Annotated in this window: 16 protein-coding genes; 4 read left to right on the top strand and 12 right to left on the bottom strand. The window is 73.9% G+C overall.

Features of this window, described 5'->3' with window-relative positions; genetic code table 11:
* Positions 1-22 precede the first annotated feature (22 nt).
* The 12 genes from ACZ3ZD_RS19410 to zapE form a co-directional block, all read right to left on the bottom strand.
* Complete coding sequence (locus ACZ3ZD_RS19410) at positions 23-1,681, bottom strand: alpha/beta hydrolase (protein ID WP_467398705.1); 1,659 nt, start codon at positions 1,679-1,681, stop codon at positions 23-25.
* A gap of 147 nt (positions 1,682-1,828) precedes the next feature.
* Positions 1,829-2,608 (bottom strand): TIGR04222 domain-containing membrane protein, encoded by a 780-nt coding sequence (locus ACZ3ZD_RS19405; RefSeq protein WP_467398702.1) that lies wholly within the window; start codon positions 2,606-2,608, stop codon positions 1,829-1,831.
* Positions 2,609-2,751: 143 nt separating this feature from the next.
* The gene (locus tag ACZ3ZD_RS19400) at positions 2,752-3,474 is read right to left on the bottom strand and encodes a DUF4142 domain-containing protein (RefSeq protein WP_467398700.1); all 723 of its coding nucleotides are present in this window, start codon (positions 3,472-3,474) and stop codon (positions 2,752-2,754) included.
* Positions 3,475-3,625: 151 nt separating this feature from the next.
* Positions 3,626-4,960 carry an MbnB/TglH/ChrH family RiPP precursor modification enzyme gene (locus ACZ3ZD_RS19395; protein ID WP_467398697.1) on the bottom strand — a complete coding sequence of 445 codons (1,335 nt, stop codon included), beginning with the start codon at positions 4,958-4,960 and terminating at the stop codon, positions 3,626-3,628.
* A 136-nt stretch (positions 4,961-5,096) separates the two neighbouring features.
* Complete coding sequence (locus ACZ3ZD_RS19390; RefSeq protein WP_467398695.1) at positions 5,097-5,822, bottom strand: peptidyl-tRNA hydrolase; 726 nt, start codon at positions 5,820-5,822, stop codon at positions 5,097-5,099.
* Positions 5,823-5,883: 61 nt separating this feature from the next.
* Positions 5,884-6,729, bottom strand: a complete 846-nt coding sequence (locus ACZ3ZD_RS19385) for a polysaccharide deacetylase family protein (RefSeq protein WP_467398694.1) — start codon at positions 6,727-6,729, stop codon at positions 5,884-5,886.
* Positions 6,730-6,870: 141 nt separating this feature from the next.
* Positions 6,871-8,394, bottom strand: a complete 1,524-nt coding sequence (locus ACZ3ZD_RS19380) for an FAD-dependent oxidoreductase (protein WP_467398691.1) — start codon at positions 8,392-8,394, stop codon at positions 6,871-6,873.
* 276 nt (positions 8,395-8,670) lie between these two features.
* Entirely contained in the window at positions 8,671-9,495 is an 825-nt protein-coding gene (locus ACZ3ZD_RS19375) for a slipin family protein (RefSeq protein WP_467398689.1), read from the bottom strand.
* A gap of 104 nt (positions 9,496-9,599) precedes the next feature.
* A complete protein-coding gene (locus tag ACZ3ZD_RS19370) occupies positions 9,600-11,078 on the bottom strand; it encodes a SulP family inorganic anion transporter (RefSeq protein ID WP_467398686.1) in 1,479 nt (492 codons plus the stop codon).
* Positions 11,079-11,086: 8 nt separating this feature from the next.
* On the bottom strand, positions 11,087-11,665 hold the full coding sequence (locus tag ACZ3ZD_RS19365) for a carbonic anhydrase (RefSeq protein ID WP_467398683.1): 579 nt from the start codon (positions 11,663-11,665) through the stop codon (positions 11,087-11,089).
* Between the two features lie 80 nt (positions 11,666-11,745).
* On the bottom strand, positions 11,746-12,141 hold the full coding sequence (locus tag ACZ3ZD_RS19360; protein WP_467398680.1) for a hypothetical protein: 396 nt from the start codon (positions 12,139-12,141) through the stop codon (positions 11,746-11,748).
* Positions 12,142-12,346: 205 nt separating this feature from the next.
* Positions 12,347-13,456, bottom strand: coding sequence for a cell division protein ZapE (zapE, locus tag ACZ3ZD_RS19355; protein WP_467398677.1), 1,110 nt, complete (start codon positions 13,454-13,456; stop codon positions 12,347-12,349).
* A 30-nt stretch (positions 13,457-13,486) separates the two neighbouring features.
* Between zapE and ACZ3ZD_RS19350 the strand changes: the two genes are divergently transcribed.
* The 4 genes from ACZ3ZD_RS19350 (at position 13,487) to msrB (ending at position 16,959) form a co-directional block, all read left to right on the top strand.
* The gene (locus ACZ3ZD_RS19350; protein ID WP_467398674.1) at positions 13,487-14,377 is read left to right on the top strand and encodes a pyrimidine reductase family protein; all 891 of its coding nucleotides are present in this window, start codon (positions 13,487-13,489) and stop codon (positions 14,375-14,377) included.
* A gap of 129 nt (positions 14,378-14,506) precedes the next feature.
* Entirely contained in the window at positions 14,507-14,980 is a 474-nt protein-coding gene (locus tag ACZ3ZD_RS19345; RefSeq protein WP_467398670.1) for an indole-3-glycerol phosphate synthase, read from the top strand.
* Between the two features lie 160 nt (positions 14,981-15,140).
* Positions 15,141-16,532, top strand: a complete 1,392-nt coding sequence (murC, locus tag ACZ3ZD_RS19340; RefSeq protein ID WP_467398667.1) for a UDP-N-acetylmuramate--L-alanine ligase — start codon at positions 15,141-15,143, stop codon at positions 16,530-16,532.
* A 16-nt stretch (positions 16,533-16,548) separates the two neighbouring features.
* Positions 16,549-16,959, top strand: coding sequence for a peptide-methionine (R)-S-oxide reductase MsrB (gene msrB / locus ACZ3ZD_RS19335; RefSeq protein ID WP_467398665.1), 411 nt, complete (start codon positions 16,549-16,551; stop codon positions 16,957-16,959).
* Positions 16,960-17,057 lie beyond the last annotated feature (98 nt).

The raw sequence follows: 17,057 nt of genomic DNA, 5'->3' as shown, positions 1-17,057 counted from the left end.
CCCAAGGGGCGCGCGGGGCGTTTCAGCGGCGGTCGGCCTTGCCCTTGAGGCCGTCCCGCCGGGCCTGCGGGCCGGCCGGGCCGCCGGTGGCGACCGGCTCGGGGCGCGGCGCGCACGACGCGTGCCGCGCCGGGACGCGGCCCTCCAGGAGGTATGCGTCCAGGTACCCGTTGACGCACGCGTTGGGCCCGCCCCCGACGCCGTGCGTGCCCGCGTCCCGCTCGGTCACCAGCACCGAGCCGGCCAGCCGCCGGCTCGTCTCCAGCGCCCCCTGGTACGGGGCGGCGGCGTCCCGCTCGGCCGCCAGGATCAGCACCGGCGGCAGCTCACCGGGCCCGGTCCGCACGTCCAGCGGCCGCTGCCGGGGCACCGGCCAGTAGGCGCACGGCAGGTTCATCCACGCGTTGTCCCAGGTCTCGAAGGGTGCCACCCGGGCCAGCCGGGTGTTGTCGCGGTCCCACACCGCGAAGTCCGTCGGCCAGGGCGCGTCGTTGCACTCCACGGCCGTGTACACCGCGCTCGCGTTCTCCGCCCCGGCGGCCGTCTCCGGGCTCGGCGCGGCCAGCCGGACCAGCGGCTCCGGGTCGCCGTGCAGGTACGCCGACAGGGCCGCGGCCCGGCTCGGCCAGAAGTCGTCGTAGTACCCGGCCGTCAGGAACGCGTTCTGCAGCTGGCCGGGGCCGACCTTCCCGCCCGCCGCCTTCGCGGCCAGCCGCTCGCGCGCGGTGTCGTAGCCGCGCTGCACCGCGGCGGACGTGGCGCCGAGCCCGTACACGTCGTCGTGCCGGGCGATCCAGTCCCGGAAGTCCGCCCAGCGCTCCTCGAACGCCGCCGACTGGTCCAGGTTGCTGCGGTACCAGATGCGCTCCGGGTCCGGGTTCACCGCCGAGTCCAGCACCATGCGCCGCACGTGCGAGGGGAACATCGCCGCGTACAGCGCTCCGAAGTAGGTGCCGTACGACGCCCCCATGAAGGTCAGCCGGTGCTCGCCCAGCGCGGCCCGCAGCACGTCCAGGTCCCGGGCGTTGTTCAGCGAGTTGTAGAACCGGACCTCGGTGCCCGACCGCTGGACGCAGCCGCGCGCGTACGCCTTCGCCCCGGCGATCCGCTGCCGCTTGTACGCCTGCGACGGATGCACCGGGGACGCGGTGGGCGCCTTCAGAAAACGCCCGGGGTCCTCGCAGGACAGCGGTGCCGAACGGCCCACCCCGCGCGGGGCGTAGCCGATCAGGTCGTAGGCGGCGGCGATCCGCTTCCACGCCGGGACCGCGCCGATCAGCGGGAAGTACATGCCGGAGGCGCCGGGACCGCCCGGGTTGTAGACCAGGGCGCCCTGGCGGGGGACCTTCCGTTTGCTGTTGCGCGGGTCCTTCCGGGTGGCCGGGGCCCGGCTGACGGTCAGCCGGATCTGCCGGCCGTCCGGGCGGGCGTAGTCCAGCGGGACCGTCACCGTGCCGCACCGCACCCCGGCCGGCGGGTCCGGCAGGTCGGCGGCGGCGCACGGACCGAAGTCGATTCCGGCCGCCCGGGCCCGGGCCACGGCCACCGCGGTGCCGCGCAGCTCGGCAGTCCCGGGGGCGCCCGGCCTCGCCGGGGTGCCGGGCGCGCCGCCCGCCGGGGCCGCGGCCAGGGTGGTCAGGAGCAAGGAACCGGCGGCCGTGTAGAGGGCGGCAGCTTTCATCGCGTATCCCTTCGGTGCGGCGGCGATGGCACGGCTGCCACGGCCCGGCGACCACACAAGGGATGTTTCGTTCGGCCGTCGGGGAACGCAAGCACCACCCGGCCGGTGTCGGCGCCAATGCCCCGTGTGCGCCCCCCGGGACCGCTCTCACTCCCGCCAGGGCTGGTCACGGTGCGTGAAGGCCGCCCGCAGCTCCGGTTCGCCGATCGCGCGGATGCCGCGTACGGCGACGCGGGTGAGGAACGACCGCTCGTCCCCGGCCGGCCCGCCGGCGAGCGCGCTCAGCAGCCGCTGCCCGGCCGGGGAGGCCCAGCGCGAGTACGGGTGCACCTCGAACCGGGCGATGGCCAGGCAGCTCAGCGTCAGCGTGAGGGGCAGCGCGAACCACGCGCCCACCAACAGGCGCGGGGTGCCGGTCTCCCCGGGCAGCAGCAGCGCGACCACGCCCAGCACGGCCACGGCCGCCGCGGCGGCCCGCACCTGCCGGACGGCCGCCCCCACGCCCGTGCCCGTGCCCTCGGGCACCGCGAGGCCGGCGCGCACCAGCCCGTCCGCCAGCCGTCGTACGGCCTCCGCGCCGGCCGCCCGCGCCCGTACCGGAGCGATCCGCGACTGCCCCTCGGGCCCGATGGCCCCTATGACCGACCGCTCCATCTCGTCGCGGCCCCGCGGGTCCACGACCGTGGCCCAGCCGGTGTGCGCGAGCAGCAGCCGGCGCTGGCGGGCCATGGAGACGAGGGTCACGTCGGCGACCCGGGCGGGGCCGCCGGAGAGGAAGGCCGCCTCGTACAGGGTGAGATCGCGCTCCGCGTCCGCCGACGCGGTGCGTGCGTCGACGGTGGCCGAGCGGACGGCCGCCAGGCACAGCCGGATACAGGCGGACCCGGCGAAAGCCCAGGCCAGGAGCAGGAGAAGGACCCAGAACATGACGTGTTTGTATGCCAGGGGCCCGGGCGGGCGCCATGCCTTTTCACCATCCGGACAGACGGTTGCGGGTATGTGACGTTCCGTTTCCCGCGCTGGTCAGCGTCCCTTCGGACGGTTCGGACGGTCCGGACGGCCCGCGGCGGTCAGGGGCTGCTCGTCGCCGACGGCATGACCGGTACGGCGGCACTCGGGTCGACCTCCGGCGGGGTCGGCACCGGGGTGGCGGAGGCCGCCAGGTCCTCGGCCAGTACGGAGAAGTCGACGTACCCCGTCGCCTCCAGCACCTTGATGTGGTCCAGGACCGTCGCGTTGGCGTCGTCGGCGAGATCGCGGACCAGGGAGTTCTGGGTGGCCGCCCGGACCTGCGCGACCAGCGAGAACACCCGGCCGTGGGCGAGCCGCAGCAGGCCGGCGAACCGGCGGTCGAAGTCCTGGCCCTCGGCCGCGTTCAGGGTGGCCAGCCACTGCTTCTGCTGCGTGTTGGGCTCGTTGGGCAGGGCCAGACCGAGCTGGGTGGCGACGGTGCGGACGTGCGCGTCCAGGGAGGTGTGGCCGTCGACGAGGTGCTGCCCCGCCGTGCGGACGGCCGGTGTCGTCCCCTTGCGCTGCGCCATCTCCCCGGCGGGCAGCTCCCACAGCCCGGCCAGCCGGACCTTAATGACGAAGTCCCGGTCCTGCGCGGACAACGGGCCGTACGGCGTCGTCACCGTCTGCGCGCTCAGCACGCTCGCGCTCGCCGGGTCCGGCCGGCCGGCGTACGACCAGAGCGGGACCAGCAGCGCGACGACCGTGGCGGCCAGGGCGGTGATGACGAGACCGGTGCCGCTGAACATGCCTCGGCCGGTGATCGGGGGACGCGGTCGCATGGTGCCTCCTGCACCGCACGCCGGGGATGTGCTGGGGGTGGGTGCGGGGTTGGCATTTTACCGGGGGCGGGAGCGGGGTTCCGGGCGCGGTACGGCTCGGCTGCCCGCGCGGTCCTTCCCTGCCCCGGAACGTCCCGCCGTGGCCACCCCGTCAGACCCGGCGCCGCAGCACCCGCTGCACGAGCCCCCGCTTCCGGGGCGCCGGGCCGGAGCGGTCCAGCCACCACTCCCGCAGCTCCCGGCGGGCCCGCGCGTCCCCCGGCCGCCCCAGCTTCAGCAGATGCCCGGCGAAGTCCAGCGCGTCCTGCCGGTACCCCCCGCGCATCGGCCGCTGCCGCGCGTACTGCAGGAACGCCTCCCGGTACCCGTCTCCGAGGATCACCGGCAGCTCGGGCGCCACCTTCGCCACCACCCCCGCCCGCTTGGCGGCGAGCGCCCGCGCCTGCACCCCCATCCGCACCCGGTCGAACCCCTCCGGCACCGGCGTCCCCGCCACCAGCGAGGACAGCACGGCGGTCTGGGCCACCGCGACCCGCTCGCGCGCCCCGGCCAGTGGCCGCGCCAGCACACCGACACCCCCGGCCCCGGCACCGACGGCCGCCCTCACCGCCGTACGCTCCACCGCCGTACGCCTCGCCGCGGTACGGTCCACCGCTCGCCCGCGTCCGGCCGCCACCGCCTCCCGGACGGCGTCCAGCTCCCGCTCCAGCTCGCCCGGTGCGGGGAAGTTCTCGTCCCGCTCCAGGAGCACCCCCGGCGGCGCGACCCGCTCGGCGAGACCGGTCAGGATGTCGAGCACCGGGCGCGGCACGGGGTGCGCGTGGCTGTCGTGCCAGACGCCGTCGCGCTCGAAGCCGCCGGCGACATGGACGTAGGCGATCGCCTCCAGGGGCAGCGCGGCCAGCGCCTCGGCCGGGTCCTCGCCCCGGTTGACGTGGTTGGTGTGCAGGTTCGCCACGTCGATCAGCAGCCGTACGCCGGTCCGCTCGACCAGTTCGGCCAGGAACCGCCCTTCCGTCAGCTCCTCGCCGGGCCAGGAGAACAGCGCGGCGATGTTCTCCAGGGCCAGCGGCACGGGCAGCGCGTCCTGGGCGATACGGACGTTCTCGCACAGCACGTCCAGGGCGTCCCGGGTGCGTGGCACGGGCAGCAGATGGCCGGCCTCCAGACGCGGGGAGGCGGTGAGCGCGCCGCCCGCCCGGACGAAGGCGATGTGCTCGGTGACCAGCGGCGCACCGAGGGCCTCCGCCCGTTCGGCGAGCGCCGTCAGCCGCTCCTCGTCGGGGCGGTCGGCACCGCCGAGACCGAGGGAGACCCCGTGCGGGACCACCGTCACCCCGCGCTCGCGCAGCCGCAGCAGCGACTCGGGGAGGTGGCCGGGACAGACGTTCTCCGCCACGACCTCCACCCAGTCGATGCCCGCCATGGCCTCCACGGCGTCCGCGATCTCCGGCCGCCATCCGATCCCGGTCCCCAGCCGCCGCATACCGTCTCCCCCTGCCTCGCCTCGCGCCCCTGCGCCGAGTGACGAAGGTATGGCCCCACCGCCGACCCCCGAACCCCGTCCGTGACGCGTTCAGAGCAACATTTGAGGTTCGGCCGGGCGCCGGGTTCTCCGTGGATCAGGGCCGGCGCAGTGCGGGATGGTCGGCGACGACCGTGCAGGAACCCGGGGCGATCTCCGTGAAGCCGGCGTCCCTGACCAGCGGCAGCGTGCTGGTGGTGAGCCGGGGCCAGTCGGCGGGGGAGGCCGTGCGGACGGTGAGGGGGTGGCCGGCCTCGCGCCACGCGGTGCGCTGCGCGGGGGACAGGGCCCACCAGGCCAGTTGGGCGCCGTGGCCGACCTGGGCCATCGCCTTGCCGGCCGACATCTCCAGCTCCGGGTTGAGCCAGAGCACCGGCCCGGCGGCCGGGTCGGCGGGCCGCGGCGGCTCCGGGTCGTCCAGCTCGGTGCCCGACACCTGGAGCTTGGCCAGGTCCTTGGGCCAGCCGTCGAGGGGGATCGGCGGGAAGACGCGGACCTCGGCGGACGTGCCGGTCACCGTGATCCCGGGCAGTGCCCCGGCGCGCCGCCACTCGGCGCCGCGGGCCCGCCGGACCACCTTGCGGATGCGGGCGTCCTCCCAGTCGCGCACCGCCTCGGCCCACTCGCCGTCGCCGTGCGCCCGGTCGTCGCCGAGCAGCACGAGGACGGCCCGGGCGGCCGTCTCCAGCGCGTCGGTACGGGCCGGCGGGGCGTCGCGCTCGATGCGTACGACGAGCGGCAGCACGAACTGCGGTGCCTCGTCGCGGGGACCGCGCGCGGACTGGAAGGGGCTGTCGGCGGTGGGGGCGGGAAGATGGCTCACGGGACCCCAGCCTACGAAGCCGCGAGCGGTCCGATCAACGCGCTGCGGTGGTCCTCGTCGGTCAGCGGGACCTGGTCGTCCGGGCGATCAGGTCGGAGACCTTCACGAACCGGTAGCCGCGCTTGCGCAGTTCCGGTACGACCGTGCGGACGACCCGCTCGGTGGTCGGGGCGGCGCTGCGGGTGCAGTGCATGACGACCACCGACCCGGGCCTGACCCCGTCGAGCACCTGCTTGACCACCGCGTCGGCGTCCGTGGCGAACGCGTCCCCGCTGATCACGTCCCACTGCACCGCGGTCACCCCGAGCCCGCTCAGCGCCCGCAGCGCCCGCTGGTCGTAGCAGCCGCCGGGGAAGCGGAAGTACGGCATCGCCTTGGGCACGCCCGCGTTGCGCAGGGAGGTGTACGCCCGCTGCACGTCGGCCCGCATCCCGTCGGGGTCGACGGTCGGCAGGCCGTAGCAGTCGGCGGTGAAGGCGTAGTGGCTCCAGGAGTGGTTGGCCACCTCGAACTGCGGGTCTCGGCCCAGGTCGCGGGCCTCGGCCGGGTACTGGTCGGCCCACCGGCCGGTCATGAACACGGTCGCCGGCACCTTCAGCGCCCGCAGGGCACCGATCAGACCGGGGTTGTCGAAGTGCTCGCCGGAGGCCGCGCGGGGGCCCTCGTCGGCGGTCATGTCGGCGTCGAAGGTGAGCGCGACGATCTTGCCCCGGTCGCGCGGGCCGTGCTCGAAGACGGGGGTCAGCCCGCTGGGGCCCGGCGCGAGCACGGGCGGCCCGGTGGGGGACGGGGACGCGGAGGCGGAGGACGCGGCGGGGGCCGGGCGCCCGCCGCCCGCGGTACCGCAGGCGGTGAGCGCCGCGCCCAGGACGCAGACGGCGGCGATACGGCGTACTCGTGGGATCACCGTACGAACGTAGGACTGAAAGTCTGCTTATGTGGTGATATAGCTTGTGGCGCGGCGGCAGGGTCACCCGCCCGGCGGCGACCCCGTCGCTCCAGGCCGGTCGCTCCAGACCGTCACTGCAGGCCCGTCACTGCAGGCCCGTCACTCCAGGTCGCGCCGTTCCAGCGGCTTGACGGCGGGGCCCTGGAGCACCGAGCCGTCGACGGCGAAGCGCGAGCCGTGGCAGGGGCACTCCCAGGCGCGTTCGGCGCGGTTGAAGGAGACCAGGCAGCCGAGGTGGGTGCAGCGGGCCGACACCGCGTGCAGGGCACCCTCCTCGTCGCGGTGGACCGCGAGCCGCGCGGTGCCGGAACGGACCACCGCGCCGTCGCCCGGGGCCAGGTCGTCCACCGAGGCCGGCGGCTTCAGCCGGTCGCCGACGAAGTGCTTGGCCACCTCGGCCTGCGTCTTCAGCAGCGACGGCGCCTCGCGCACCACCGACTTCAGCCGGCGCGGGTCGTACAGCTCCCGCCACGCGCAGTCCCCGCCGGTGATCAGCGAGGTCAGCAGCAACCCGCCCATGATGCCGCCGCTCAGCCCCCAGCCGCCGAAGCCGGTGACGACGTAGACGTGCCGGGCGCCCGGGTGCAGCGGGCCGATCAGCGGGACGGTGTCGGTGGACTCGTTGTCCTGCGTGGCCCAGGCGTGGTCCAGGGTCACTCCGGGGAAGTGCACCTCCGCCCAGCCGGCGAGCCGGTCGAAGCCGGCCTGCGGGTCGCCGGTGCCGGGTGTGAAGTGCTCACCGGTGACCACGAGCAGCCGCTGCCCGTCCGGGCCGTAGGGCGCCGTACGCACCGAGCGGGTGTTCTCGTCCGGGGTGATGTACATGCCGTGCGGGTCCGGTCCGTCGCCCAGCGGTCCGGCGACCACCAGTTCGCGGCGCGGGGAGAGCCGGGCGAACAACAGGGCCCGGTCGAACAGCGGGTAGTGCGTGGCGACCACGACGTCCCGGGCGGTCACCACGGCACCCCCCTCGGTCGTCAGCCGGCACGGCTCGCCCTCCGTCAGACCGGTGACCCGGGTGTGCTCGAACACCTGGCCGCCGTGCGCGTGCAGGTCGGCGGTGAGCGCCCGCAGGTACTTGACCGGGTGGAACTGGGCCTGCCCGGTCACCCGGACCGCGCCCGCCACCGGGAACGGCAGCCCCGTCTCCGTGGTGAACGAGGCCGGCAGCCCCGCCTCCCGGGCGGCCTCCGCCTCCGCGCGCACCTCGTCCACCCGCGACCGGTCCCGGACGTAGGTGTAGGCGTCCCTGGTCTCCCACTCGCAGTCGACGCCCAGCTCCTCCACCAGCGCCGCCGCGTGCTCGATCGCCTCCGTCTGCGAACGGGCGTACAGCCGCGCCCCCTCCGGTCCCCGGGTGCGCCTCAGCCGGTCGTAGACCAGGGTGTGCTGGGCGGTCAGCTTGGCGGTGGTGTGGCCGGTGACCCCGGCCGCGGCCCGCCCGGCCTCCAGTACCGCCACCCGCCGCCCCGCCCGGGCCAGCTCGTGGGCGGTGCTCAGGCCCGCGATGCCCGCGCCGACGACGGCCACGTCCACGACGAGATCGCCGTCCAGGGCGGGGTGGGCCGGCCCGGGGGCGGTCCGCAGCCAGTACGAATCGGTGACCTTCCGCTGTTCGCGCATGCCCGCCGGGTACCCCGGCCGGCCCGGCCCACGTCTGCCCAGGTCACGTCTGGCTCAGCAGCCGCTCCCGGCAGTCCGCCATGTCGAGGTCCGCCTGCGGATACCGCGGGTCCGGTCCCCGCAGATGGTCCAGCAGCAGCCGGCCGACCGCCCGGTTGCGCTGCCACTTGCGGTTCGCCGGGACCAGCTACCAGGGGGCGCAGGGCGCGGCGCAGCGCTCCAGGGCCGGCTCGTAGGCCTCCTGGTAGGCGGGCCGGGGGCGGCTCCGGGTGCCCGTCAGCCGGAGTGTGGTCCGCCGTCGGTGTGCGCGGCGGGCTTGCGCTCCTGCTCCGGCAGCGCCTGCTGGGCGCCCCGCTCCAGGAAGTGCAGCAGCTCCACCGGGATGGGCAGGACCAGGGTGGAGTTCTTCTCGGCCGACACCGCCATCACCGTCTGGAGCAGCCGCAGCTGGAGCGCGGCCGGGGTGTCGGCCATCTGCTGGGCGGCCTCGGCGAGCTTCTTGGAGGCCTGCAGCTCGGCGTCCGCGTTGATGATGCGGGCCCGGCGCTCGCGGTCCGCCTCGGCCTGGCGGGCCATCGACCGCTTCATGGTGTCCGGCAGGGAGACGTCCTTGATCTCGACCCGGTCGACCTGGATGCCCCAGCCCACCGCCGGGCTGTCGATCATCAGCTCCAGACCCTGGTTGAGCTGCTCGCGGTTGGACAGCAGGTCGTCCAGGTCGCTCTTGCCGATGATGGACCGCAGCGAGGTCTGCGCCATCTGCGAGACCGCGAACCGGTAGTCCTCGACCTTCAGCAGGGCGTTCGTCGCGTCGACCACCCGGAAGTAGACCACCGCGTCCACCCGGACGGTGACGTTGTCCCGGGTGATGCCCTCCTGGGCCGGGATCGGCATGGTCACGATCTGCATGTTGACCTTCTGCAGCCGGTCCACGAAGGGGACGATCAGGTTCAGGCCCGGCGAGCGCACCTCCCCGGTGACCCGGCCGAGGCGGAACAGCACACCGCGCTCGTACTGCTTGACCACGCGGGCCGCCGCCGCCAGGTACACCAGGCCGGCGGAGCCCGCCGCCACAACGGCCACCACAAGGTCCTCGACCATGGTGACCTCCTCATCCAGAGGCCGGATTGTCTGCTGTTGCCACGATAGGCCCGTAGGGCCGGGATGCCGAAAGTTCCCGGTGTCCCGGCCCCACGAGCGGGCGGTCAGGCCGCGGTGACCAGCCGCACCGGCTCCGTGCCGACCGCGCTGTGCCGCTCGGCCCAGTTCTCCAGCGCGGTACGGCAGGCGTGGTCCAGGTGGTGCAGCCCGGACAGGTTGAGCCGGACCGGGCGGTCCTGGGGCAGCGATTCCAGGCTGTCCAGGATCTTCGGCAGCCGCAGGAAGGTGGCGTTCCCGGACAGGTGTGCCTCCACCGGGCCCACGCCCTTGTCCACGACCTCCAGCCTGACGTGCGAGGCCTCCCAGGCGGTCTTGACCACCGCCAGCGCCAGTCCGATGAGCACGCCCTCGAACATGCTGACCGCGACGATGGAGACGGCCGTGGCGGCCAGCACCAGCGCCTCCCCGCGGTGCTCGCGCCACAGCACGGTCAGCGCCCGCAGTGGCACCAGCTTGGCGCCCGCGTGGATCAGGATGCCCGCGAGGGCCGGGATCGGGATGTAGGCGAGCACGGCGGGCAGCAGCGCCGCGAACAGCAGCAGCCAGACACCGTGCAGCACCCGGGAGGCCTTCGTGCGGGCGCCCGCCTGGACGTTGGCCGCGCTGCGTACGATCACCGCGGTCATCGGCAGCGCGCCGAGCACCCCGCACACCATGTTGCCGGCGCCCTGGGCGACCAGTTCCCGGTTGTACTGGGTGCGCGGACCGGAGTGCAGCCGGTCCACGGCCGCCGCGCTGAACAGGGACTCGGCGGACGCGATCAGGGTGAACGCGATGATCGTGCCGAGCAGCCCGACGCCGGCCAGCTCGCCGAAGGCGCTCAGCGGCGGCGGCTGGACCGAGCCGAGCAGGCCCCGCACCTCCACCGTGGCCACGGGCAGGTCCAGCGCGAACGCGGCCAGCGTGGCGAGGCCCACCGCGGCGAGCGGACCGGGCACCGCACGCAGCTTCGCCGGGGTGCGCTTCCACAGCAGCATCACCGCGACCGTGCCCGCGGCCACCGCGAGGGAGGCCAGGGCGGCGGTGTCGCCGAGGGCGTCGAGGAACGCGCCGGGCAGCTGGAAGATCTTGTCCAGACCGGAGTCGGGCGCCTTGGTCGCCAGGGCCGGATACAGCTGGCCGGCGATGATCACCAGGCCGATTCCGGCCAGCATGCCCTCGACGACCGAGACGGAGATGGCGCGGAAGTAACGGCCCAGCCGCAGCAGGCCCATGGCCACCTGGAGCACGCCGGCGGCGAGCACGATCACGCCGAGCACCGGCAGGCCGAACTCCTTGACCGCCTCGAAGACGAGGACGGTCATGCCGGCCGCCGGACCGGACACCTGCAGGCTGCTGCCGCGCATCAGCCCGGTGACGATGCCGCCCACGATGCCGGTGACCAGGCCGAGTTCGGCCGGGACCCCGGAGGCGACGGCCACGCCGACGCACAGCGGCAGCGCGACGAGGAAGACCACCAGGGAGGCGGCGAAGTCCTCCTTGAGGTGGGGGAAACGGGATATGAGGGTGCGGTTGTCGGTCATCGGCGCGCTCACAGGGACTCGAAGGTGTCGGTCTGCGGGCGGTGCGTCCGTACGCCACCGGTGTGCACCTCGTAGTACCAGGCGTGCAGGCCCAGCCGACCCTCCGCCAACTTCCGCTCCACGCACGGGTACGAGCGCAGGCGCAGCAGCTGGGTCAGGACGTGGGCCTGTACGCCCTCGGCGACCTCCGGGTCCTCGGCCGCGCCGGCCGGGCGGGGGGTGGCGGAGGACAGCCAGTCGCGCACGGCCGGTACGGCGGTCAGGTCGTCCCCGCGCACCAGCGCGCCGACGGCGCCGCAGTGCGAGTGGCCGCAGACCACGATGTCGCGGACGCCGAGCACCTCCACGGCGTACTCGATGGTGGCGGCCTCGCTGGTGGGGTGCGCCGAGGCGTACGGCGGGACGATGTTGCCCGCGGTGCGCAGCTCGAACAGCTCGCCGGGGCGGGCGCCCGTGATCAGGGCCGGGACGACCCGGGAATCGGAGCAGGTGATGAACAGCACCTGCGGGGACTGGCCCGCGGCGAGCTGGGCGAACTCCTCAGGGCGCTGTCCGAAGGAACGGGCGTTGTCGATGAGGGGCTGCATGGGTATGAGTTCCTCCTGGCGCGCCTGCCTGGCGCGTCGGACTTGAACAACGGTTGTGGGGGGAAGAGAGCGGCCGGCTCTCAGCAGCGGAAGACCTGGAGTGCTGCCGGGGTGTGGGCTCTGGAGGCTCTCGGAGCGGGGTGGTGCGGGGCTTCGGCGGGAACCGACGGGGCCGGTCCGACCGCCCGGCCGGATATGAGGTCGTGTTCCTCGCCGCAGCAGGACGTCTGGCAGCGCTGCCGGTCGCGGACGTGCGGGGTGCCCAGGGGCTTGGCCGGGCAGCCCGGAGCGTGGACCTCGTCCGCTCTCGCGGGCGCGGGCAGTGCGGAGGCGCTGCCTCCGGTCTCGGCCTTGGCCAGTGCCTGACCGGACGTGTGCGCGTGTGTGAAGGTTCCGGTGGGAGTGAAGAGCTGGAACGCCAGCAGTGCGGCGCCGACGAGGGTGAGCAGGCTCCGGACGGTCGTACCTCGGAACATGAGCCCCCCTCCGCCGCGTTCACGGTTCTTGTCCAGACCAAGAGTTGGTCAATGAATGGTCAAGAGCCACGTTAACGCAACGGAGACCTTTGCTGGGTTAACGGAACGTTAAGCGCCCGAGGAAGCGTGAAAAGAGCGGGTGGCGTGGCGCGAACCCGGCCTTGACGCGCGGGGTTTGATCGACTATTGGACGCCCGGGTGACGGCTAGCCGGCGAGCAGGCCCTCGGCGTCGCGGGCCAGTGCGGTGAGCCGGGATATCGCGCGGAAGTACTTCTTGCGGTAGCCGCCGTTCAGCATCTCCTCGCTGAACAGCCGGTCGAAGGGCAGCCCCGAGGCCAGCACCGGCACCTCGCGGTCGTAGAGCCGGTCCGCGAGGACCACCAGCCGCAGCGCCGTGGACTGGTCGGGCACCGGCTGGACGCCGGTCAGGCATACCGCCCGCACGCCGTCGGTCAGCGCGCCGTACCGGCTCGGGTGCACCTTCGCCAGGTGCTCCAGCAGGTGCGGGAAGTCGTCCAGCGAGGCGCCCTCGGTGGCGAAGGCCGTCTTCATGACCTCCTCGTCCGAGAAGGGTGCCGGGGCCTCGGGCAGGCCGCGGTGGCGGTAGTCCTCGCCGTCGATGCGCAGCGCGCGGAAGTGGGCGGACAGACCCTGGATCTCGCGCAGGAAGTCGGCCGCGGCGAAGCGGCCCTCGCCCAGCTTGCCGGGCAGCGTGTTGGAGGTGGCGGCGAGCGCCACGCCCGCCTCGACCAGCTTGCCCAGCAGCGTCGACACCAGGACCGTGTCACCGGGGTCGTCCAGCTCGAACTCGTCGATGCACAGCAGGCTGTGCCCGGACAGCGTCCGCACCGTCTGCTGGAAGCCGAGCGCGCCGACCAGGTTGGTCAGCTCCACGAAGGTGCCGAACGCCTTGCGGGACGGCTCGGCCGGGGCGGCGTGCCACAGGGAGGCGAGCAGGTGGGTCTTGCCGACGCCGTAGCCGCCGTCCAGGTACACCCCGCGCGGGCCCGCCGGGGCCTTGGGCGCCTTGGGCCGGCCGAGGCCGAACAGGCCGCGCCTGCCGTTTCCGGCGGCCGGTGCCCCGCCGAGCCCGGCCGCGAAGCCCTCCAGCACCCGGACGGCCTCGGTCTGGCTGGGCTGGTTCGGGTCCGGGATGTACGTGGCGAAGCGGACCGAGTCGAAGCGCGGAGGCGGCACCATCTCGCCGACCAGCCGGTCCGCGGGGACGTGCGGCTCGCGGGCGCACAGGGACAGCGGGCCGGCTTCCGGCAGCGGACTGGGACCGGGGGCGGAGGTGGAGGACGACACAGTCATCCATGCTAAGCGCCGTGTCACACTGCGAGGATGCGACGCCTGTTCCCTGTGACCGAAGAGACAGCAGCCCAGACCCAGGTCAGGGGCCCGGAAGCGGAGGGGGCCGGCGGGGCCGCCGCGCAGACCGCTCAAGCCGCTCAGGCCGCTCAGGCCGCGCAGACCGCGCAGACCGCTCGGGCCCGTATGGAGGACCGGGAGTGGAGCCTGGCCGAGCTGGCCGCCGCCTACGCCTACCCGGAGCCCCCGCAGGGTCCCCCGCGGCCGTGGCTGCGGGCCAACATGGTCTCCTCCCTCGACGGCGCCGCCCAGCACGAGGGCCGCTCCCAGCCCATCTCCAGCGCCGCCGACATGCGGATCTTCGGCACCCTGCGGGCGCTCGCTGACGTCGTGGTGGTGGGCGCGGAAACGGTACGGCAGGAGGGGTACCGGCCCGCCCGGGTGCGGACCGAGTTCGCCGGGGCCCGCGAGGCCGCCGGACAGGCCCCGGTCCCGGCGATCGCGATCGTCACCGCGAGCCTGGAGCTGGACTTCTCGCTGCCGCTGTTCACCTCGCCCCTGGTGCCCACGCTGCTGCTGACCGGGGCCGCGGCCGCCCCCGACCGGATCGCCGCCGCCGAGCGGGCCGGGGCACTGGTGCTGGTCGCCGGCGAGGGCATGGGCGTGGAGCCGGCCCGCGCGATCCAGGCCCTGGCCGAGCTCGGCCACACCCGGCTGCTCACCGAGGGCGGCCCCCGGCTGCTCGGCCAGCTGATCGCCGCGGAGGTGCTGGACGAGCTGTGCCTGACCCTGTCGCCGACGCTCACCGCGGGCGGCGCCCAGCGCATCGCCGGGGGGCCGCCGGTCGCCGTCCCGCATCGATTCACCCTCGCGTCCCTGCTGGAGGAGGACGGATTCCTGTTCGGCCGTTACCGTCGGTCCTGACATGGGCGGAATCTACTATTCTGATGAGTTTCCGGCGGTCGGAATCCGTCCGGCAGTACCCGTGCGATCACGGGGAAGGATGGTTTCCGCAGGGGCCCGGCCGGGCCCTCTAAGGAGAAGAGGCGCCTGGTGTTCACAAGCGTTCTGATGATCGAGAAGGCCCTGACGTCCGCCGACGTCGAGTTCGTCACCACCTTGCACGGAGACGAGCCCGTCGCCTTCCACGTGCTGCTCCAGCCGCGCGGCGAGCAGGCGGACCGGCTGCTGCGGGCCATCGACGACATCGCGCTCGGCGAACTCGACGAGGCGGTGCGCGAGCGCGAGACGCCCGAGGGGCAGGAGGCGCGCAGTGTGGGACAGCAGGCCCTGGACGTGTCCCTCCGGGCGCTGCGCTCCGCGGGGAGCGCGGCGGAGGGGCGGCTGGTCGAGGACCACCCGCTGGAGGCGCTGAAGTCGCTGGTCGCGGAGGTGGGCGCGGACGAGGTCATCGTGCTGACCGACCCGCACTACGTGGAGGAGTTCTTCCACCGGGACTGGGCCTCACGGGCGCGGCACCGGGTGGGGGTGCCGGTGCTGAAGCTGTTCTCGCACAGCAAGGCGTAGGCCCTCCGCTTCGGATCCCGGCGGCGTCGCCGACCTGATCCGGAAGACAGGACCCAGCCGCCCCCGTCGTCGGACCGGTGCCCCTCCTTGCGAGGCGCCCGGGGTCCGAGCGCATAGGCTAGGCCTGCTTTCCGCTCGTACCGTCTCTGGGGAGAAACGCATGGCACCCGGCCTTCCTACCGCCATGGACCGACCGCACTTCATCGGCATCGGCGGCGCCGGGATGTCGGGTATCGCCAAGATCCTCGCGCAGCGCGGCGCCAAGGTGGCCGGCAGCGACGCCAAGGAGTCGGCGACCGCCGAGGCGCTGCGGGCGCTGGGCGCGACCGTGCACATCGGGCACGCCGCCGAGCACCTCGCCGACGACGCGAGCTGTGTCGTCGTGTCGTCGGCGATCCGCGAGGACAACCCGGAGCTGGCCCGCGCCGCCGAACTGGGCATCCCGGTCGTCCACCGTTCCGACGCGCTGGCCGCGCTGATGGACGGGCTGCGGCCGATCGCCGTGGCCGGGACGCACGGCAAGACCACGACCACCTCGATGCTGGCCGTCTCGCTGACCGAGCTGGGCCTGGAGCCGTCGTACGCCATCGGCGGCGACCTGGACGCGCCCGGCTCCAACGCGCTGCACGGCGACGGCGACATCTTCGTCGCCGAGGCGGACGAATCGGACCGCAGCTTCCACAAGTACGCGCCCGAGGTCGCCATCGTCCTCAACGTCGAGCTGGACCACCACGCCAACTACGCCTCCATGGACGAGATCTACGCGTCCTTCGAGACGTTCGTCGGCCGCGTCACCGAGGGCGGCACCCTGGTCGTCTCCGCCGACCACGAGGGCGCCCGGGAGCTGACCCGGCGCGTCGCCGGGCGCGGGGTGCGGGTGGTGACCTACGGCGAGGCCGCGGACGCCGACGTCCGCGTGCTGTCGATCGTCCCGCAGGGGCTCACGAGCCGGGTCACCGCGGTGCTCGACGGGGAGGAACTGACCTTCGCCGTCTCCGTGCCCGGCCGGCACTACGCCCTCAACGCCGTCGCCGCACTCGCCGCCGGTGCCGCCCTCGGGATCCCGGCCGCGGAACTGGCACCCGCGATCGCCGCCTACACCGGCGTCAAGCGGCGCCTTCAGCTCAAGGGCGAGGCGGCCGGAGTGCAGGTCATCGACTCCTACGCCCACCACCCCACCGAGATGAACGCCGACCTGGAGGCCATGCGCGCCGCCGCCGGCGACGCCCGTATCCTCGTCGTCTTCCAGCCGCACCTGTTCTCCCGCACCCAGGAGCTGGGCAAGGAGATGGGGCAGGCGCTGGCCCTCGCCGACGCCTCGGTGGTGCTCGACATCTACCCGGCCCGCGAGGACCCGATCCCGGGCGTGACCAGCGAGCTGATCATCGACGCCGCGCGCGCGGCCGGCGCCGACGTCACCGCCGTACACGACAAGGCGGAGATCCCCGCGGTGATCGCGGGAATGGCGAAGCCCGGTGATCTCGTTCTCACCATGGGCGCGGGTGACGTGACCGACCTGGGCCCGCTGATCCTGGACCGCCTGTCACAGTAGAAGGGGCTGAGAGCCGATGTCGTACGACGTCGAGAAGCCGGACGAGCAGTGGCGTGCGGAGCTGAACCCGGCCGAGTACGCCGTGCTGCGCCAGGCCGCCACCGAGCCGGCCTTCACCGGTGAGTACACGGACACCAAGACCAAGGGCGTGTACTCCTGCCGGGCCTGCGGTGCCGACCTGTTCACCTCCGACACCAAGTTCGAGTCGCACTGCGGCTGGCCGTCCTTCTACGACCCGAAGGACACCGACGCCGTGGAGCTGATCGAGGACCGGTCCCACGGGATGGTCCGCACCGAGGTGCGGTGTGCCCGCTGCGGCTCCCACCTTGGGCACGTCTTCGCCGGCGAGGGGTACCCGACCCCCACCGACCAGCGGTACTGCATCAACTCGATCTCCCTGCGGCTGGCTCCCGCCGAGGAGAGCTGAGCCGCTCGCGAGCGCTGCAACTCAGGACGCCGAAGGCGGGGCCGTGCGTGCTTCCCGGACAGGGTGAGGACGGCCCCGCACCGGATCCCGGCGCCGTC

The sequence above is a fragment of the Streptomyces sp. NPDC023481 genome, from assembly GCF_055560195.1.
The sequence above is the reverse complement of the archived record's forward strand: the minus strand, read 5'-3'. Positions and strand labels throughout refer to the sequence as shown.